This window comes from Pseudomonas sp. GW821-FHT02H09, assembly GCF_059421425.1.
In genome coordinates this window covers 252,329-272,058 of record NZ_JBWKVA010000001.1, presented here as the reverse complement: position 1 = coordinate 272,058, position 19,730 = coordinate 252,329, and the positions used below count along the sequence as shown (strand labels likewise).

The window sequence follows — 19,730 nt, the reverse complement described above, 5'->3', positions numbered from 1 at the left end:
CTTGTCAGGCCTTTGCTGCCGCCAGAATCAACGCCTTCATTTCCGCCACTGCCGACTTGAATCCGACGAACAGCGCATGTGCCACCAACGCGTGCCCGATGTTCAATTCGTTGATGCCTTTAATCGCGGCAACGGCTTCGACGTTGTGGTAATGCAGGCCGTGACCGGCGTTGACGATCAGACCTTGGGCCAGACCGCAGGCCACGCCATCAGCGACTCGCAGCAATTCTTCTGCAACTTCGGTCGGTGTCTGCGCATCGGCGTAACGGCCGGTGTGCAATTCAATCGCCGGTGCGCCGACCCGCCTGGACGCTTCGATCTGCCGCTCATCGGCATCGATAAATAGCGAGACCTCACAGCCGAATTTGGCCAGGCGCTCTACCGCTGCCTTGATCCGCGCTTCTTGCCCCGCGACATCAAGACCGCCTTCGGTGGTCAGCTCTTGACGGGTTTCCGGGACCAGACAGATATGCGCCGGGCGAATGCGCTCGGCGAAAGCCATCATCTCTTCGGTGACGCCCATTTCGAAGTTCATGCGGGTTTGCAACACATCCTTGAGCAGCAGCACATCACGCTCCTGAATGTGTCGGCGGTCTTCACGCAAATGCACGGTAATCCCGTCAGCCCCCGCCTCTTCCGCATCCAGCGCCGCCTTGACCGGATCAGGATAACGAGTGCCCCGGGCCTGGCGCAGAGTGGCAACGTGGTCGATGTTCACGCCAAGAAGAATGCGATTGCTGGTGGTCACGGAAGCGCTCCTGAAGAATGGAAGATTCGGCGCACAGCATATAGTGTCCGGTCACGAAAATAACTGTTCGCTTTTGACGGCGTCTTTCGTTCGGTCCGACACTTCGGCCATGTTGCGTTGCCGCTCCTCGCCACAGCGGGCGATGACTCGTCGCGGCGCCTTGCCTGACTTCGAGATCCACTCGTCAAAACTCGAACGTATTTCCGAGACCGGAAACCGCTCGCTACGGCTTGCGAAACAACTCGCGACTGACCAATGGCCGACCACCGAGATGCACAGCCAGCGCTTGACGCATCAGACGCTTGGCAGCGGAGAGCGCGCCGGGGGCAGTCCAGTCGGCTTCAGCCATGGCCAGCAGCTCAGTGCCGTTGAACAATCCCGGTTGCAGTAAGTAGACCCGCTCAAGCCCGGCATCGACTTGCAAGCGATACATACCGTCCGCAGCTATCGGATCGCCATGAATGTCGGTGTCCAGCGCGAATCCGTAACCGAGATCATCCAGCAGGCGCCACTCGAAGGCCCGCAGCAAAGGTTCGAGCGGACGCCCTTCAGCAAGGGCCAGCAAGGTCGCGGCGTAGTGATCGAAAACGGCTGGGTGAGGATCTTCGGCAGGCAGCAGGCGGATCAACAACTCATTGAGGTAGAGCCCGCTGAACAGCGCCTCACCGTTGAGCCAGGTGGAAACACCGGCGCTTTCCATACGCCCGACATTTTTCAGCTCGCTGCGCCCACGAAATTCGACTTCCAGCGGCACGAACGGCCGTGCCAATGTCCCGGCCTTACCCCGCGCACTGCGCAACACCGCCCGCAGCCGACCTTGAGGCGTGAGGAAATCCACCAGCGCACTGTTTTCGCGGTAAGCCCGGCTGTGCAGTACGTAGGCGGGTTGGGCGATGGGTGGGGTTGGGGGCATGGAAGTCGAGTATCTCTAAGAGAATACAGCCAGTGAAAACGGCACATACCTAATGTGGGAGCGGGCTTGCTCGCGAAAGCGGTTCAACATTCAACATCTCTGTCGACTGTGACACCGCCTTCGCGAGCAAGCCCGCTCCCACATTAGATCTTTGTTGCATCCAGCCTTGGCGCTTACAGGTCGCCGTAACCCAGGGAACGCAGGGCGCGTTCGTCGTCGGACCAGCCGCCTTTGACCTTGACCCACAGGTTGAGCATGATCTTGGAGTCGAACAGCAGCTCCATATCCTTGCGCGCCTCGGTACCGATGCGTTTGATCCGCTCGCCCTTCTCGCCAATGATGATTTTCTTCTGACCGTCGCGCTCGACGAGAATCAAGGCGTGGATATGCAAGGTCTTGCCCTGCTGCTTGAACTCTTCGATTTCCACTGTGATCTGGTACGGCAATTCAGCGCCCATCTGACGCATGATTTTCTCGCGCACCAGTTCCGCTGCAAGGAAACGGCTGCTGCGATCAGTGATCTGGTCTTCCGGGAAGAAGTGATCGTTTTCCGGCAGGTGCTCGGCGATCACGCGCTCCAGGGCGTCGAGGTTGTGACCGTGCTGCGCCGAAATCGGCATGATCTGCGCGTTTGGCAACTGTTCTTGCAACCAGCTCAAATGCGGCATCAGTTCAGCTTTGTCTTCGATGCGGTCGGTCTTGTTCAATGCCACGATGACCGGGCCTTGAACGTACTGAACACGCTCGAGCACCATCTGGTCTTCATCGGTCCAGCGGGTGCGGTCGACCACGAAAATCACCACATCGACGTCTTTCAACGCCGCTGACGCGGTTTTGTTCATGTAACGGTTGAGCGCTTTTTCGCCGCCCTTGTGCATACCCGGGGTGTCGACATAGACGGCCTGAACGGTGCCTTCAGTCTTGATGCCGAGCATGTTGTGGCGGGTGGTTTGCGGCTTGCGCGAAGTGATCGCCAGCTTTTGCCCGAGAATGTGGTTCAGCAGCGTGGATTTGCCCACGTTGGGACGGCCGACGATGGCGACATAGCCACAGCGAGTTGCAGTTGAATCAGTCATGGCCATTCTCCACGCCCAGGGCTATCAGTGCTGCGGCGGCCGCTACCTGTTCGGCAATACGACGACTCACACCCTGACCTCGGCTTTTTTCATTCAATAAGGTGATTTCGCATTCGACGAAGAACGTCCGGCAATGGGGCTCACCCTGGATATCTACCACTTCATAACGTGGCAGGTCACAGGCACGCGACTGCAGGAACTCTTGCAGTCGGGTCTTTGGATCTTTGTTGGTGTCGACCAGCGTCAGGCCTTCGAACTCGGACGTCAGCCAGGCCAGTACGCGCTCGCGCGCCACCTCCATGCCCGCATCCAGGTAGATGGCGCCGATCAGCGCTTCCAGGGCATCAGCGAGGATCGACTCGCGACGAAAGCCCCCGCTCTTCAACTCGCCGGAGCCCAGACGCAGGTACTCGCCCAGATCGAAACCACGAGCCAGCACCGCCAGGGTTTCGCCTTTCACCAGCCGTGCGCGCAAACGCGACAACTGGCCTTCGCGAGCGAGCGGAAAGCGATCGAACAGTGCTTCACCGGCGACGAAGTTGAGAATGGCATCACCGAGAAACTCCAGGCGTTCATTGTTGCGCCCGGCAAAACTGCGGTGAGTCAGGGCCAGGACCATCAGTTCCTGATCCTTGAAGGTATAGCCGAGCTGACGCTCGAGACGGCTTAAAGAGACGCTCACGGTTTACCCACACTGAGTTCGTGGTCGAATATCGCCACCATTGGGACAAGGCACCGCTGGCCCTCGACAATTAACGCTGTGTTCAAATCCACATCCTGAATATTGTTGACTGCATGCTTCTGGCGACATCGCTGTAAAGATCACTGACGACGGCGGAACCGGCGTCGTGAAGCGTTCTACAAGACCCAGAAAAGCATTCGGCGCTGTGTTCAACAGCGCCGTGTGTGATTACTTGATCAGGCCAACCCGCGAGAAATTCGGCAGGCGGCTGAGTTTTGGTTCGGGCCAGCTCATCCAGACTGCAAAGGCCTTACCGACAATATTCTTGTCGGGAACCATGCCCAGAAGATCCTTGGGAATACTCGGGTCATCCCAGTAGCGACTGTCATTGGAGTTGTCGCGGTTGTCGCCCATCATGAAGTAATGCCCGGCAGGCACGGTCCACTGATGGTCCGGAGTTGCACGAAAGCGGCTCATTTCCTTGCGGATCAGGTGCTCGACAGCGCCGAGTTTTTCCTTATAGAGCTCTGCACTGCCCAACGTACCTGGCTCGGAACCCACCAACTGCTCGGCCACCGATTGCCCATTGACGAACAGTCGCTTGTCGGCGGTGTAACGAATTTCGTCGCCTGGCAAGCCGACTACGCGCTTGATGTAGTTGACGTTCGGATCGCTTGGGTAGCGGAACACCATCACATCGCCGCGCTGCGGATCACCGACTTCGATGACTTTCTTGTCGATCACCGGCAAGCGGATCCCGTAAGAAAACTTGCTCACCAGAATAAAGTCGCCGACATCCAGGGTCGGCTTCATCGAGCCCGAAGGAATCTGGAACGGTTCCACCAGGAACGAACGCAGTACCAGCACGATGAACAACACCGGGAAGAACGATTTGCCGTATTCAACCAGCAACGGCTCTTTGTTCAGCTTCTCGACCACGACTACATCGGGCTGGCTGACGCTGCCCTGATAAGTGGCGATGGCTGCACGCCGGCGCGGTGCCAGAAAGAGCAGATCGAGCAACGCCAACAAACCGCAAACGGCGACAGCGATGACCAGCAACAGCGGGAAATTTAGTGACATAGGACCTAACTATCCAACCTGAGCACAGCAAGGAAGGCTTCTTGTGGAATTTCCACGTTACCGACCTGCTTCATGCGTTTTTTACCGGCCTTCTGCTTTTCCAACAGCTTGCGCTTACGGCTAACGTCACCGCCGTAGCATTTGGCCAATACGTTCTTTCTGAGTGCCTTGACGGAGGTTCGCGCAATAATCTGCCCGCCAATGGCGGCCTGGATTGCGACGTCGAACATCTGACGCGGAATCAGTTCTTTCATCTTCTCGGTCAACTGGCGACCTTTGTAGTGCGCGTTATCCTTGTGCACGATCAGCGCCAGGGCGTCGACCTTGTCACCGTTGATCAGCACATCCAGTTTCACCAGATTAGCTGATTGATAACGATCGAAATGGTAATCCAGCGAAGCATAGCCGCGACTGGTGGATTTGAGACGGTCGAAGAAGTCCAGGACCACTTCGTTCATCGGCAAATCGTAGGTCACCTGGACCTGGCTACCGAGGAACAGCATGTCGTGCTGAATGCCACGCTTCTCGATGCACAGGGTAATGACGTTACCCAGGTGCTCTTGCGGCACAAGAATATTGGCCCGAACGATTGGCTCGCGCATGTCTTCGATGGCCGACAGATCCGGCAGTTTGGACGGGTTGTCGACGTAAATCGTTTCACCGCTCTTGAGCAACAGCTCGAAAATTACCGTCGGCGCGGTGGTGATCAGGTCCAGGTCGTACTCGCGCTCCAGGCGCTCCTGGATGATCTCCATGTGCAGCATGCCGAGGAACCCGCAACGGAAACCGAAGCCCAGGGCGTCGGAACTTTCCGGGGTGTACTGCAAGGAGGAGTCGTTCAGGGTGAGCTTTTGCAGGGCTTCACGGAAGTCTTCGAAGTCGTCGGAACTGACCGGGAACAGACCGGCATACACCTGCGGCTGAATGCGTTTGAAACCTGGCAGCACGTCGACGTCCGGCGTCGAGCTCAAGGTCAGGGTGTCGCCGACCGGCGCGCCATGAATGTCCTTGATGCCGGCGATGATGAAGCCTACTTCACCGGCTTTCAGATCAACGGTGGCGGTGTGTTTCGGGTTGAACACACCGACGCTGTCCACCAGGTGGATCTTGCCGGTGGATTTGACCAGAATCTTGTCGCCCTTCTTCACGCAGCCGTGGCGCACGCGAACCAGGGAAACAACGCCCAGGTAGTTGTCGAACCAGGAGTCGATGATCAACGCTTGCAGCGGATCTTCGATATTGCCGGTCGGCGCAGGAATGGTGCGCACCAGACGCTCGAGCACTTCATCGACGCCCAGACCGGTCTTGGCACTGCACTCGACCGCATCGGTGGCATCGATGCCGATGATTTTTTCGATTTCTTCTTTGACGCGGTCCGGATCGGCCTGTGGCAGGTCGATCTTGTTCAGGACCGGCATGACCTCAAGGCCCTGCTCGATCGCGGTGTAGCAGTTGGCAACCGACTGCGCTTCGACACCCTGACCGGCATCGACCACCAGCAAGGCGCCTTCACAGGCCGCCAGCGAGCGGCTGACTTCATAGGTGAAGTCAACGTGGCCGGGGGTGTCAATGAAGTTCAACTGGTACTTGATGCCATCTCTGGCGGTGTAATACAGGGTAACGCTGTGAGCCTTGATGGTGATCCCGCGCTCACGCTCAAGGTCCATGGAGTCCAGTACCTGGGCTTCCATTTCGCGCTCGGCCAGGCCGCCGCACATCTGGATGAAGCGATCGGCCAGAGTCGACTTGCCATGGTCAATGTGGGCGATGATGGAGAAATTGCGGATATGACTCAAATCACTCACGGATCAACACTCAAAAAGGCTGCAGGCATAGCCCGCCGAAAAATAGCCGGGAATTGTACCTGATACACCGAGCAAGCGTCACGTTTGCCTGCGCTCGGCTGCGTAGCAGTTGTAACTTCAGTTCCTTTGATCAGTCTGCAGCGCAGGGGTAGCAAGGCTTAACGAAAAAAACGCCCCGATCTTTCGACAGGGGCGTTTCTATTCAGCCAGCGCAGGGCAGAGCCCGCTATCAACCGGCTCGGCGCAACAACCAGGCCCCGGCCAGCGCACAGATACCGGCCGGCACCAATACCGCGAACAATGGCGAGAAACCGAACACCAGACTCGATGGCCCCAGCAGATCCTGAGCGATACGGAAGGTAAAGCCCACCAACACACCAGTGAATACCCGTTGACCAAGGGTTACCGAGCGCAACGGGCCAAAAATGAACGAAATAGCCATCAGCACCAGCGCGGCGGTGACCAAGGGTTGCAACACCTTGACCCAGAACGCGAGCCAGTAGCGACCGTTGTTCAAGCCCTGATCGGCCAGATAGTGGATATAGCTCCACAACCCGGTGATAGACAGCGCTTCCGGCACCATCACGACCGTATTAAGCAGTTGCGGGCTCAACGCCACGTCCCAGCGCTCCTCGGGAGCCGTGACGACCTCGGTGCTGCCATCATGGAAAAGCGTCGTGGTCACACCACTCAACTGCCAATGGTCCTTATCGAATTCCGCGCGCTTGGCGAAGCTCGAAGTGAGCATATGACGCTGATCGTCAAAACGATAACGGGTCACGCCAAATAGCAGACCATTGGGCTGCACGGCGTTGACGTGAATGAACTCATCGCCCTGACGGTGCCACAAACCATGTTTGGCACTTTGCGCATCACCGCTACCCTGAGCCAGGGAGCGATTGGCCTGTGCCTGGCTTTCAGTGGCCGGCGCAACGTATTCGCCGACCAGAACCCCAACCAGCATCAACACCAGCATTGGCTTCATCACTGCCCAGACGATACGACCGATGGACACGCCAGCGGCGCGCATAATGGTCAATTCGCTGGCGCTGGCCAGGCTGCCCAGCCCGATCAGGCAGCCGATCAAGGCTGCCATTGGCAACATGTCGTAGACACGCCGCGGCGCGGTCAGCAATACGAAGCTCAAGACGTCGACCAAGGTGTAGGTATCAGTGACGTCGGTCATCTCGTCGATGAAGGCAAACAATGACGCCAGACCGAGAATGACCCCCAACACTCCCACAATGGCTACGAACACGCTTCTACCGATGTAGCGATCCAGCTTATCCACGGGCCATCTCCAGCACACTACGGCGACTCGCCAGCTTCAAGCGCAACGGTTCCCAGTACAGCAACCCCAGACCAACGGTCAGGAAGATCGCGTGCACCCACCACAACCCCAGCGCCGCCGGGATCTTGCCTTTTTCCAAGGCGCCACGGGCCGCAATCAGGATGGTCAGATAAGCCATATAAAGAAGAACCGCCGGGAGCAGCTTGAGGAAACGACCTTGCCGCGGATTGACTCGTGACAACGGCACCGCCATCAGGGTCACGATAAACACCAGCAACGGCAGGGAGACTCGCCATTCCAGCTCGGCACGCGCACGAAGATCCGGATTACCCAGCAGATCGCGGGTCGCCATCGCATCGCGATCGGTCACTTCTTCGCTCACATCCGGCTTGGACAGCAGCACTCCATAGGTGTCGTACTTGATGGCGCGGTAGTCGGCCTGCCCCGGATTACCGTCGTAGCGATAGCCATTGTCGAGGATCAGGTAGCGGCTACCATCCTCTTTGACTTCCTGACGCCCCTTCTGCGCAACCAGCACAGAAATGCCACGATCCTTCTTGTCAGTGGACATGCGCTTTTCCGAAATGAATACGCCGCCCAAATTGGCACGATCATCGGACAGTTGCTCGGTGTAGGTCACACGCGTCTCGTCACGCAAGGCCTGAAAGCGACCCGGCACCAGCGTGTCGAACTCGGTCATCGCATCCTGCTTATTGAGCAGCAACTGAAACTGCTTCGCACCCTGCGGCGCCAGGCTAAGGCTCAGCCATGCAACCACCAGCGCAACCAGGACGGCCGGGACCATGGTCATGCCCAGCAGACGCTGCTGGCTCATGCCCGTGGCCGAGAGCACTGTCATTTCGCTTTCAAGGTACAGACGGCCGTAAGCCAGCAGGATCCCGAGAAACAGCCCCAAAGGCAGAATCAGCTGCAGGAAGCCGGGCAGGCGAAAACCCATGATCAGGAAAAGCGAACCCGGGTCAAGGGCGCCGGAAGCTGCCTGAGCCAGGAATTTGATGAAGCGCCCGCTCATGATGATGACCAACAACACAGCGCTGACGGCGCTCAAGGTCAACAGGACTTCGCGGGACAAATAACGGAAGACGATCAAACCAGACACTCCAGGGTTGTCAGGCTAAGGCGGCCAAACAAGCAAACGTATCGAGCTGGCTCGTGAAGCTGAGCCGCTGAAAAAGCTGGCGCATTATCCTGTGATTGAGCACGCCTGTCACTGCGCAAGCTCAAGCTGGCACGCAAAGCGCTGGAGATCGCTCATGGGAGGGTTGTCAGCCTCGGGCAGCGAGGTTCAAACTGGCGGCTTTGTCGCTGGTACGTACTGGCGCACTTCTCTTTATAAGCAAGTTTTATATAGATAAGCCAAGCGCACACCATTGAGCGGTGCGCACTTTGACCATTTATTCAGGGACCCGGACATGGAACTGGTTGTAAAAAGCGTTAGCCCAGAAACGTTGAAAACCGCCACTCTGGTGGTCGCCGTCGGCGAAGACCGCACGCTCGGCACTGTCGCCAAACAACTCGACGAACTCAGCGGCGGCGCCATCAGCGCAGTCCTCAAGCGCGGCGACCTGGCCGGCAAAGTGGGCCAGAGCCTGTTGCTGCATAGCCTGCCGAACCTCAAAGCCGAACGCGTGCTGCTGGTAGGTATCGGTAAAGATGCCGAATTGGGCGACCGTCCTTTCCGCAAAATCATCAGCAGCGTGCTGAACACCCTCAAAAACCTGGGCGGCAGCGACGCGGTACTGGCCCTGGACGAAGTGATCGTCAAAGGCCGTGACAGCTACGGCAAGACGCGCCTGCTGGCCGAAACTCTGGTGGATGGTGAATACCTCTTCGAGCAATTCAAGAGCCAGAAAACCGAACCGCGCGCCCTGAAAAAAATCACCCTGCTGACCATCAAGGCGGCACAAGCCGAAGTCGAACGCGCCGTAACCCACGCGCAAGCGATCGCCACCGGCATGGCTTTTACCCGCGACCTGGGCAATCTGCCGCCAAACATCTGCCACCCGAGCTTCCTCGCCGAACAAGCGAAAAACCTCGGCAAGGCGCACAAAGGCCTGAAAGTCGAGATTCACGACGAGAAGAAAATCAAAGAACTGGGCATGGGCGCGTTCTACGCCGTAGGTCAGGGCAGCGATCAACCGCCTCGCCTGATCGTCATGAACTACCAGGGCGGCAAGAAGTCCGAGAAGCCATTCGTACTGGTCGGAAAGGGCATCACCTTCGACACTGGCGGCATCAGCCTCAAGCCTGGCGCCGGCATGGACGAGATGAAGTACGACATGGGCGGTTCGGCCAGCGTTTTCGGCACCCTGCATGCCGTGCTCGAACTGAAACTGCCAATCAACCTGGTGTGCATCCTGGCCTGCGCCGAGAACATGCCGAGCGGCGGCGCGGCCCGCCCGGGCGACATCGTCACCACCATGAGCGGCCAGACAGTGGAAATCCTCAACACCGACGCCGAAGGCCGTCTGGTGCTGTGCGACGCCCTGACCTATGCCGAGCGCTTCAAGCCACAAGCGGTGATCGACATCGCAACGCTGACCGGTGCTTGCGTCGTCGCTCTGGGGGCTCACACTTCCGGCCTGCTGGGCAACAACGACGAGCTGATCGGCCAACTGCTGAGCGCAGGCGTTCAGGCCGACGACCGCGCCTGGCAACTGCCGCTGTTCGATGAGTATCAGGAACAGCTGGACAGCCCGTTCGCCGACATCGCCAACATCGGCGGCCCGAAAGCCGGCACCATCACGGCCGCCTGCTTCCTGTCGCGCTTCACCAAGCAATACAACTGGGCGCACCTGGACATCGCCGGGACTGCCTGGACCAGCGGTGGCAAGGACAAGGGCGCCACTGGCCGTCCAGTTCCACTGTTGACCCAGTACCTGCTGGACCGCGCCAAAGCCTGAAACTGAAGACCCTGCGCTGCGTCATCCCAGGATGACGCAGCGCAGGCGTCAGGACCCGCAATGACCAAAGTCGACTTTTATATTCTGCCCAGCGCCGATCCGTCCGCGCGCCTGGACTTCGCCTGCAAACTCACCGAAAAAGCCTGGCGCCTTGGGCACCGGGTCTATCTGCATTGCAGCGACGCGGCCCAGCGTGAGGATCTCGACGCCCGCTTGTGGAGCTTCAAAGGCGAAAGCTTTGTGCCTCATGGCCCCGCTGAAAACGAGCCGGACGGGCTGATTGTTCTCGGCTTGGGCCAAGACTGCGGACAACATCACGACCTGCTGGTCAATCTGGACCTGAAAGTCCCGGCATTCGCTCAGCACTTCGCCCGTGTGGCAGAAGTCGTGGTCGAAGACCCTACTATTCGTCAGGCCGCGCGGGAGAGTTTCCGTTTCTACCGCGAACAGGGCTATCCTCTGCAAGATCACCGTCTACAGCGACTCTGAGCACCCGATGGACACTCCAAATCCGCTGCAAAAGTCCGCGCACCTGCTGGACGACCTCGAGTCGATCCGCCAACTGCTCGGCGATGACAACCTGCAACCACCGCTGCTGACCGAAACGGTTGCCAGCGATGTACAGATCCCCATGCTGTTTGACATGGTCGCAGGCAAGAAACCTGCCGAAACCATCGAAAACTCCACGGCACAACCGACGCCGGTACCGATCGCAGAGCCAGAGCCCGCCCCTGCATTGGCAGCAGCGCCGGTCGCCAACAAAGGCCCTGATGCCCTGCTGCATCTGGACAGCGAACTGCGTGCCGCCGCACTGCTGATCATGCAAGACGTGATCGACGACTTCGCCCCGCACATCGAAACCGAAATCAAACGCCGGCTCGACGCACGGATGGAACGGTTGTTGAGCCAGTATCAGTTCTGACCCCAAACACATCTCTTTTGTGGCGATAGGGCAAACCCCAATGCCCCCCTGTAGGAGCGAGCTTGCTCGCGATGGACCTGAGGACGACGCGTTCATTCAGACAGCACGCGTTATCGTTAACGTCCATCGCGAGCAAGCTCGCTCCTACAGGGCAATGCTGTTCAGTTAAGGAATTTCTGGCTCCGCACATTCCCCGTAGCAGCAGCCGAAGGCTGCGTTCGGCTGCGTAGCGGTCGTAAAATCAGGCACTGTGGTGTTACAGGTTGACCGTGGTTGCATGATTTGCGACTGCTGCGCAGCCGAACGCAGGCTTCGCCAGCTGCTACGGATCGCTTCGTCGCCTTAACTGAACAGCATTGCGCTCCTACAGGGGGGCATTAGGGCTTGCCGCCCTCGCCGCCAGCCTCCCCCCTATCGTTTTTTCTCCCTCCTGCTATCACCTCGCTCTACGCCCAATCGAACATCCCCGCTATACTTGCCGGCTTTTCCTGAATAAATGCCAATAGGGTCCCGCCGCGCATGGATAAGACCTACCAGCCGCACGCCATTGAAACTTCCTGGTACAACACCTGGGAGTCCGAGAATTATTTCGCTCCGCAAGGCGCGGGCGATTCCTACACCATCATGATTCCGCCGCCGAACGTCACTGGCAGCCTGCATATGGGCCATGGCTTCAACAACGCGATCATGGACGCCCTGATCCGTTTCCGCCGCATGCAGGGTCGCAATACCCTGTGGCAACCGGGCACCGATCACGCCGGTATCGCCACACAAATGCTGGTGGAGCGTCAGCTTGAAGCTCAAGGCCAGAATCGCCATGACCTGGGCCGCGAAAAATTCCTCGAAAAAGTCTGGGAATGGAAGGATCAGTCCGGTGGCAACATCAGCCGCCAGATTCGCCGCCTGGGTTCGTCCGTAGACTGGAGCCGCGAGCGCTTCACCATGGACGACGGTCTTTCGGAAGCCGTTAAAGAAGCCTTTGTGCGCCTGCACGAAGACGGCCTGATCTACCGTGGCAAGCGTCTGGTCAACTGGGACACCAAACTGCACACGGCGATTTCCGACCTCGAAGTGGAAAACCATGACGAGAAAGGCTTCCTGTGGAACCTGCGCTACCCACTGGCCGACGGCGCCAGGACTGCGCAAGGTCTGGATTACCTGATCGTTGCCACCACGCGTCCCGAAACCATGCTCGGCGACGCCGCCGTCGCGGTGAACCCGGCAGATGAGCGCTACAAGGCCCTGATCGGCAAGTTTGTCGAGCTGCCGCTGGTTGGCCGTCGAATCCCGATCATCGCCGACGAGTATTGCGACCCGGAATTTGGCACCGGCTGTGTGAAAATCACCCCGGCCCACGACTTCAACGACTATGAAGTCGGCAAGCGTCACAATCTGCCGTTGCTGAACATCTTCGACAAGAACGCCGATGTACTGCCGGTCGCTCAGGTGTTCAACCTCGACGGCACGCTCAACGAGCAGATCGACGGTAAACTGCCCGCCGTGTACGCCGGCCTCAACCGCTTCCAGGCACGCAAGGAAATCGTTGCCGACTTCGAGGCTGCAGGCCTGCTGGTCAGCGTCGACGATCACACCCTGAAAGTGCCGAAAGGCGACCGCTCCGGGACCATCATCGAGCCGTGGCTGACCGACCAGTGGTACGTCTCCACCAAGCCGTTGGCTGAACCGGCGATTGCCGCCGTTGAAGACGGCCGGATTGCTTTCGTACCCAAGCAGTACGAAAACATGTACTTCTCCTGGATGCGCGATATCCAGGATTGGTGCATCAGCCGTCAGTTGTGGTGGGGTCACCGGATTCCGGCCTGGTACGACGAATCGGGCAAAGTTTATGTAGGTCGCGACGAAGCCGAAGTGCGTGCCAAAAACAACCTTGGCCCGGACGTAGCGCTGCAACAGGACAACGACGTTCTCGACACCTGGTTCAGCTCGGGTCTGTGGACGTTCTCCACCCTGGGTTGGCCGCAGCAGACTGAGTTCCTGAAGAAGTTCCACTCCACCGACGTGCTGGTGACTGGCTTCGACATCATTTTCTTCTGGGTTGCCCGGATGATCATGCTCACCATGCACCTGGTGAAAAACGAAGACGGCACGCCGCAGGTCCCGTTCAAGACTGTCTACGTGCACGGCCTGGTCCGCGATGGCCAGGGCCAGAAAATGTCCAAGTCCAAGGGCAACGTCCTGGACCCGCTGGACATCATCGACGGCATCGAACTCGAAGCACTGGTGGAAAAACGCACGACCGGTCTGATGCAGCCAAAACTGCTGAAGAAGATCGAAAAGCAGACCCGCGACGAGTTTGCTGACGGTATCGCCAGCTATGGCACCGACGCCCTGCGCTTCACGTTCTGCTCGCTGGCCTCCACCGGCCGCGACATCAAGTTCGACATGGGCCGCGTCGAAGGCTATCGCAACTTCTGCAACAAAATCTGGAACGCCGCGCGCTACGTGCTCGATAAAGGCGAAGACTGCGGTCAGAACGGCGAAGAAGTCGAACTGTCCCTGGCCGATCGCTGGATCATTTCGCAGCTGCAACGCACCGAAGCCGAAGTGACCCGCCAACTCGACCAGTTCCGTTTCGACCTGGCCGCTCAGGCGCTGTACGAGTTCATCTGGAACCAGTATTGCGACTGGTACCTGGAACTCTCCAAGCCTGTGCTGTGGGACGAAAACGCGCCGATCGAACGTCAGCGCGGTACTCGTCGTACGCTGGTTCGCGTGCTGGAAGTCGCCCTGCGTCTGGCGCACCCGTTCATGCCGTTCATCACCGAAGAAATCTGGCAGCGCCTGGCGCCGCTGGCCGGTATCGAAGGCAAGACCATCATGCTGCAACCGTGGCCGGTGGCGAACGAGGCGCGCATTGATCCGGCGGCCGAAGACGATATCGAATGGCTCAAAGGCCTGATGCTCGGCACGCGCAACATCCGTGGTGAGATGAATATCGGCCCGGGCAAGCCGTTGCAGCTGTTCCTGAGAAACGTCAGCAGCGAAGATCAGCGTCGCCTGTGCGAAAACGATGCACTGCTCAAGAAGCTGGCCAAGCTTGAATCGATCACGATTCTCGCCCCAGGCGCCGAAGCACCGCTGTCCGCCACCGCTCTGGTTGGCGAGATGGAAGTGCTGGTACCGATGGCCGGCCTGATCGACAAGGCAGCGGAACTGGCGCGTCTGGACAAGGAAATCCAGCGCCTGCAAGGCGAAGTGCAGCGGGTCGGCGGCAAGCTGTCCAACGCCGCGTTCGTTGACAAGGCTCCAGCCGAAGTCATCGACAAAGAGCGCGCCAAACTGGCCGAAGCCGAACAGGCTCTGGGCAAGCTGGCTGAACAGCATGCGCGGATTGCCAGTTTGTAACGGCAAATCAGGCAGTTGAAAAAAGGGAGGCCCATAAGGCCTCCCTTTTTTTGTCGGCAAAATTGGCACGATTGCTTTTTGTAGGAGCGAGCTTGCTCGCGATGGTCGTCAACGATAACGCGTGCTTTTTGACGAAACGCATCAGCTTCAAGTCCATCGCGAGCAATCGAGCGTCGACCGGCTGCTCCTACAGGGGGTGCGTACAGCCATTGGCGAAGCCTGCGATCTTGGCGATCTCGCACCCGACGATAGATGTGGGACAATGCCCGTCACTTTAAGCCATACCCGAATCGACCTCGCCCATGACCGCCCCCAGCACACCCAAACCAGCGCGCAAAAAACCTAAACCCGCGACTACGCCCAAAGCCGTCGTACCCCGCGAGAAGGCCAGCCTGCATCCGCGCAATCGCCATCAGGGTCGTTACGACTTCCCGGCGCTGATAAAAACCACGCCGGAACTGGCGAAGTTCGTGATCATCAACCCGTACGGCAAGGAAAGCATCGACTTCGCCAGCCCTGACGCGGTGCGGGTGTTCAACCGGGCGCTGCTCAAATCGTTCTATGGCATCGCCCATTGGGATATCCCGGCCGACTACCTGTGCCCGCCGGTTCCGGGTCGTGCCGATTACGTGCACTTCCTGGCGGACCTGCTGGCCAGCGTCAACGACGGCGAAATCCCTCGCGGTGCGCCGGTCAAGGTGCTCGATATCGGCATGGGCGCGAACTGCGTCTATCCGCTGATCGGTTACAGCGATTACCGCTGGCACTTCCTCGGCTCGGAAATCGACCCGACGGCCGTAGCTGCCGCCAAAGCCATCGTGCAATCCAACGGGCTGAACAAAGCCATCCAGTTGCGCCAACAAAGCAATCCCAAGCACATTCTGCTGGGCCTGCTCGAACCCGGCGAGCGCTTTGACCTGACCATGTGCAACCCGCCATTCCACGCATCTATGGACGAGGCGACCAAGGGCAGCGAGCGTAAATGGCGCGCCCTGGGCCGCGCCGACCCAAAACGCAAACTGCCGGTGCTGAACTTTGGCGGTCAATCGGCCGAACTGTGGTGTGAAGGCGGCGAAGCACGTTTTGTGACGCAACTGATCGCCGAGAGCGCGCATTTTCAACACAAAGTGCTCTGGTTCAGCACCCTGGTCTCGAAAACCTCAAACCTGCCTGCAATCCAGACGGCGCTGAAAAAGGCCGGCGTACTGGAAAGTCAGGTCGTGGAAATGTCCCAAGGGCAGAAGCAAAGCCGCTTCGTCGCCTGGACCTTCCAGACTAAATCCGAGCAGCAGACTTGGCGCGAACGTTGGGCTCGCAAAAACTAAGTAACGGCTGAAACAGCGATTGACCCTGGGTCAATCGCAGAAATCGCAGGCACAAAAAAACCGTGTCCGGATTGCTCCGGAGCACGGTTTTTTTACTGCGTCTTACTTGTTAACAGCGTCAGTCAGGCCTTTAGCCACGACCAGCTTGATAACTTTCTTGGCAGCGATTTCGATGGCAGCGCCAGTCGATGGGTTACGGCCAGTACGGGCAGGACGCTCGGTCACTTTCAGCTTGCCGATACCTGGCAGAGTGATTTCGCCGCCGTTTTCCAATTGATCAGCAACGATTTGAGCCAGTTGGTCCAGAGCGTTACGCGCGGTGGTTTTCGGCGCGTCGATAGCTTCAGCGATATCAGCGATCAATTGGTCTTTAGTAATAGCCATTGTGGTGTTCCTTCCCTATCAAATTCATTTGGATTGCAGAGTGCAGTGTCAGCCATCGAGCCAGATCCTCAGGACTTGGCACCCCTGGCTACAACCACCACAGATCGGGGTTATAGATACCGGAAATGGGGTTTGGTTCGACCTGACAAATGCTGAATGCACGCTTAACGCCATTACTGCGCGTAAGACGGGGCAAAACTAGCACAGAGACGGGGAAATATCCGCCTCTACCTACCCATTTGGTCAGCTTTATCACACTAAAACCGTAAAAAAATGCATAACGCCGGTCAGACAGTCCCAAAACGACCGTCGAACAGCGCCAAAACCAATAGGTGCGGTACACTGGGCACTTTTTTGGGGGGCTCAACCCTCCCTATACGACCAGCCGAGAAGCCCATGCCGATCCGTCATTGCATCGTCCACCTGATCGACAAAAAACCCGACGGCACACCTGCTGTTCTCCACGCTCGCGACTCCGAACTGGCTGAGTCCGCGGCCATCGAAAACATGCTCGCCGACCTCAACGAGAGCTACAACGCCAAGCAAGGCAAGGCCTGGGGCTTTTTCCATGCCGAGTCCGGGGCGCATCCTTTCAGCGGCTGGCTGAAGGAATATCTCGACGGCGGCAAGGACTTCACCGCCTTCAGCCGAATCGCGGTCGAACACCTGCAAAAGCTGATGGAAGAATCCAACCTGTCGGTCGGCGGCCACGTGCTGTTCGCTCATTACCAGCAAGGCATGACCGACTACCTGGCCATTGCCCTGCTGCACCACAGCGAAGGCGTGGCGGTGAACGCCGAGCTGGACGTGACCCCCTCGCGCCACCTTGATTTGGGCCAGTTGCACCTGGCGGCGCGAATCAACGTCTCCGAGTGGCAGAACAACAAGCAGTCCAAGCAATACATCTCCTTTATCAAAGGCAAGAACGGCAAGAAGGTCTCGGAGTACTTCCGCGACTTTATCGGCTGCCAGGAAGGCGTCGATGGCCCTGGCGAGACCCGCACGCTGCTCAAGGCCTTCAGCGATTTCGTCGAAAGCGAAGACCTGCCGGAAGAGTCCGCCCGGGAGAAGACCAAGACCCTGGTGGACTACGCCAGCAGCCAGGCAAAAATGGGCGAGCCGATGGGGCTGGAGGAATTGTCCGAGCTGATCGACGAAGAGCGCCCGAAAGCGTTCTACGACCACATCCGCAATAAGGACTACGGCTTGTCGCCGGAAATCCCGGCAGATAAACGCACCCTCAACCAGTTCCGCCGCTTCACCGGGCGTGCCGAGGGTCTGTCCATCAGCTTCGAAGCGCACCTGCTGGGCTCGAAGATTGAATACGACGAAGAAGCCGGCACGCTCATCATCAAGGGCTTGCCGACCCAACTGACTGATCAGCTCAAGCGTCGCAACTGATGCTGAACGGGATCCTGAAGAAATTCCTGCTGATTCTGCTGGTGGTCGTGGCCTACCAGAACTGGGGGAAAATCGAGCGAGTGTTCAACCCGCAAGCGGTGGTGTCCGAGCAGACCCGGGCCAATGCCAGGGTCGTGCTCTACGCCACCGACTGGTGTGGCTACTGCAAACTGATCCGACGCTTCCTGGACCAGAAAGGCATCCCGTATAGCGAGTTCGACTTCGAGAAAGATGCCCAAGGGCGCAAGGCCTATGAGGCATTGGGTGGACGCGGGATTCCGATGCTGGACGTAAACGGCACCTTGATTCGCGGTTACAGCCCTGAAGCTATTTTGTCAGCGCTATAGGAGCGAGGCTTGCCCGCGATGAAGACAACGCGGTACATCTGAAAAAATGCGCCGTCTGCTCGCGGGCAAGCCTCGCTCCTACACATCCAACTCTATGCGCTCGACCTGTCAATCAACGTGCTTCAATCCGAAAGCCGAACCGCGGAAAGTGCACATGTACTACACCGCCCCGCTCGTCCTCGCGACGCAGGATCAACTCTTCGCGACCCGCAAACAGTAACTCGCCTGCGACCGGATCAACGCCATAGTCGATCGCGGCAATCACCACCTGCTGACCGGCCTTGAAACCATTCGGATCTTCGAACTGCTCGTCCGGCAAAGCGGCTGGCGTGGCCTGACGGGAAATTTCCAGCGCCTCTTCGCCGGTCATATCGCTCGATGCGCCATGGCCGAAGCCCATCACCCGGGCAAGCCAGGCGGACACCGCCGGGTACGCATCGACCAATGGCGCAGTAACCGGTGTGCCTTTGAGGAACCACAAGGGGTGGGCCATGGAGAAGTCGGCGATCGACGGTTCACCGAACAGGAAGTCGCCCTGCTCGCGCTGCAGTTGCTGCTCCAGACGGGCCATGATTGTCGGCCACTGATGCTTGGCCTGTTCGGCCGACAAGCGCGTGGCACTACCGCCACTGAAAAAACCGGCACGGTCGGCGACAAACGCCTTGATCGCTTCCGGCGACAATTTGGCGAAGCGCACCGCCACCGACTCTGGCTGGAACACCAGGCTGACCGCATGCTGGAAAACCACCGAATCGGCCCAGGTGGCGAACATCGCGGCGATCATTTCCTGACCTTCAGGAAACAGTGCCGGTGAGACTTTCTCTTGCTCGAGACGACGGGCAATCAACGCGGTGTCGCAATAGATATCAGCGCCAATCTGCAAGACTGGCGTCTTGCGATAACCACCGGTCAGCGCTGTCAGATCGGGTTTTGGCATCACCGGCGAGATCTTCACGGAGCGCCATGACAGGCCCTTGAAACCCAGCAACAGCCGGGTCTTTTCCGCAAAAGGGGAAGTCGGGTAATGGTGAAGAATCAGATCTGACATGCTCAAGTCCACCGCACGAGTAAGAGTCGCCAGCTTAGCGCGCAAATGGTAGGCGGCCTACCCATCAGCCTGATGGGACCTTATCAGTCAGATTGATAAAGCCTGTGGAGGCACTCGTCACCAGGCATTCCTTGGCGCTTTTCTTGAGTTTTTTAATCAGGCGTTCCTGACGCAGGGCTTCACCCTTGTCGCGGCAGACTTCCGTGTAAACCAGTGCCACCGCCGGGCTGGAAAGAAAGAACCGCGCGCCCTTGCCACTCTGATGCACCGCAAACCGTCGCACGGGATCATCGCTGATCCCGCAATACAGCGAACCATTGGCCGCGCGCACCAGATAGACGAACCATGGTTTGCTCACCGCGGGCTCTGGTTCGACGCTGTTGATGGGGGCTTCAAGGCTGCTGTTCACGTGAGG

At 58.5% G+C, this 19,730-nt stretch carries 18 protein-coding genes; 7 read left to right on the top strand and 11 right to left on the bottom strand.

Features of this window, described 5'->3' with window-relative positions:
• Nucleotides 1-4: 4 nt before the first annotated feature.
• The 8 genes from pdxJ to lptF all read right to left on the bottom strand — a co-directional run bounded on the left by pdxJ (nucleotide 5) and on the right by lptF (nucleotide 8,709).
• Entirely contained in the window at nucleotides 5-748 is a 744-nt protein-coding gene (gene pdxJ, locus AC07VR_RS01250; RefSeq protein ID WP_495010286.1) for a pyridoxine 5'-phosphate synthase, read from the bottom strand.
• A gap of 223 nt (nucleotides 749-971) precedes the next feature.
• The gene (gene recO / locus AC07VR_RS01245; protein WP_494992490.1) at nucleotides 972-1,661 is read right to left on the bottom strand and encodes a DNA repair protein RecO; all 690 of its coding nucleotides are present in this window, start codon (nucleotides 1,659-1,661) and stop codon (nucleotides 972-974) included.
• A 173-nt stretch (nucleotides 1,662-1,834) separates the two neighbouring features.
• Nucleotides 1,835-2,737, bottom strand: a complete 903-nt coding sequence (gene era / locus AC07VR_RS01240) for a GTPase Era (protein WP_494992489.1) — start codon at nucleotides 2,735-2,737, stop codon at nucleotides 1,835-1,837.
• Entirely contained in the window at nucleotides 2,730-3,419 is a 690-nt protein-coding gene (gene rnc / locus AC07VR_RS01235; RefSeq protein WP_494992488.1) for a ribonuclease III, read from the bottom strand. Before rnc ends, era begins: the two co-directional genes overlap by 8 nt.
• Before the next feature lie 228 nt (nucleotides 3,420-3,647).
• On the bottom strand, nucleotides 3,648-4,502 hold the full coding sequence (gene lepB / locus AC07VR_RS01230; RefSeq protein ID WP_494992487.1) for a signal peptidase I: 855 nt from the start codon (nucleotides 4,500-4,502) through the stop codon (nucleotides 3,648-3,650).
• A gap of 5 nt (nucleotides 4,503-4,507) precedes the next feature.
• On the bottom strand, nucleotides 4,508-6,307 hold the full coding sequence (gene lepA, locus AC07VR_RS01225; RefSeq protein WP_495010285.1) for a translation elongation factor 4: 1,800 nt from the start codon (nucleotides 6,305-6,307) through the stop codon (nucleotides 4,508-4,510).
• A gap of 229 nt (nucleotides 6,308-6,536) precedes the next feature.
• The gene (lptG, locus tag AC07VR_RS01220) at nucleotides 6,537-7,598 is read right to left on the bottom strand and encodes an LPS export ABC transporter permease LptG (RefSeq protein WP_495010284.1); all 1,062 of its coding nucleotides are present in this window, start codon (nucleotides 7,596-7,598) and stop codon (nucleotides 6,537-6,539) included.
• On the bottom strand, nucleotides 7,591-8,709 hold the full coding sequence (lptF, locus tag AC07VR_RS01215) for an LPS export ABC transporter permease LptF (protein WP_494992484.1): 1,119 nt from the start codon (nucleotides 8,707-8,709) through the stop codon (nucleotides 7,591-7,593). The genes lptG and lptF overlap by 8 nt, the downstream gene beginning before the upstream one ends.
• A gap of 322 nt (nucleotides 8,710-9,031) precedes the next feature.
• On the opposite strand from lptF, the gene AC07VR_RS01210 reads away from it, so the two are divergent.
• The 5 genes from AC07VR_RS01210 (at nucleotide 9,032) to rlmF (ending at nucleotide 16,135) form a co-directional block, all read left to right on the top strand.
• The gene (locus tag AC07VR_RS01210) at nucleotides 9,032-10,522 is read left to right on the top strand and encodes a leucyl aminopeptidase (RefSeq protein WP_495010283.1); all 1,491 of its coding nucleotides are present in this window, start codon (nucleotides 9,032-9,034) and stop codon (nucleotides 10,520-10,522) included.
• A 60-nt stretch (nucleotides 10,523-10,582) separates the two neighbouring features.
• Nucleotides 10,583-11,011: a DNA polymerase III subunit chi gene (locus tag AC07VR_RS01205; protein WP_495010282.1), complete on the top strand. Its 429-nt coding sequence runs from the start codon at nucleotides 10,583-10,585 to the stop codon at nucleotides 11,009-11,011.
• 7 nt (nucleotides 11,012-11,018) lie between these two features.
• The gene (locus AC07VR_RS01200) at nucleotides 11,019-11,444 is read left to right on the top strand and encodes a DNA polymerase III subunit chi (RefSeq protein ID WP_495010281.1); all 426 of its coding nucleotides are present in this window, start codon (nucleotides 11,019-11,021) and stop codon (nucleotides 11,442-11,444) included.
• 519 nt (nucleotides 11,445-11,963) lie between these two features.
• Nucleotides 11,964-14,810, top strand: coding sequence for a valine--tRNA ligase (locus AC07VR_RS01195; RefSeq protein WP_495010280.1), 2,847 nt, complete (start codon nucleotides 11,964-11,966; stop codon nucleotides 14,808-14,810).
• 302 nt (nucleotides 14,811-15,112) lie between these two features.
• Entirely contained in the window at nucleotides 15,113-16,135 is a 1,023-nt protein-coding gene (rlmF, locus tag AC07VR_RS01190; RefSeq protein ID WP_494995089.1) for a 23S rRNA (adenine(1618)-N(6))-methyltransferase RlmF, read from the top strand.
• A gap of 102 nt (nucleotides 16,136-16,237) precedes the next feature.
• Here rlmF and AC07VR_RS01185 read toward each other — a convergent pair whose 3' ends face one another.
• On the bottom strand, nucleotides 16,238-16,519 hold the full coding sequence (locus AC07VR_RS01185) for an HU family DNA-binding protein (RefSeq protein WP_003440137.1): 282 nt from the start codon (nucleotides 16,517-16,519) through the stop codon (nucleotides 16,238-16,240).
• Nucleotides 16,520-16,915: 396 nt separating this feature from the next.
• On the opposite strand from AC07VR_RS01185, the gene yejK reads away from it, so the two are divergent.
• Together yejK and AC07VR_RS01175 are read left to right on the top strand one after the other, a co-directional pair.
• Nucleotides 16,916-17,920, top strand: a complete 1,005-nt coding sequence (gene yejK, locus AC07VR_RS01180) for a nucleoid-associated protein YejK (RefSeq protein ID WP_494995091.1) — start codon at nucleotides 16,916-16,918, stop codon at nucleotides 17,918-17,920.
• Complete coding sequence (locus AC07VR_RS01175; RefSeq protein ID WP_494995092.1) at nucleotides 17,920-18,267, top strand: glutaredoxin domain-containing protein; 348 nt, start codon at nucleotides 17,920-17,922, stop codon at nucleotides 18,265-18,267. Before yejK ends, AC07VR_RS01175 begins: the two co-directional genes overlap by 1 nt.
• A 112-nt stretch (nucleotides 18,268-18,379) precedes the next feature.
• Here AC07VR_RS01175 and AC07VR_RS01170 read toward each other — a convergent pair whose 3' ends face one another.
• Nucleotides 18,380-19,315: a glutathione S-transferase family protein gene (locus tag AC07VR_RS01170; RefSeq protein ID WP_495010279.1), complete on the bottom strand. Its 936-nt coding sequence runs from the start codon at nucleotides 19,313-19,315 to the stop codon at nucleotides 18,380-18,382.
• A gap of 64 nt (nucleotides 19,316-19,379) precedes the next feature.
• Entirely contained in the window at nucleotides 19,380-19,724 is a 345-nt protein-coding gene (locus tag AC07VR_RS01165) for a GIY-YIG nuclease family protein (RefSeq protein ID WP_495010278.1), read from the bottom strand.
• Between the last annotated feature and the right edge of the window lie 6 nt (nucleotides 19,725-19,730).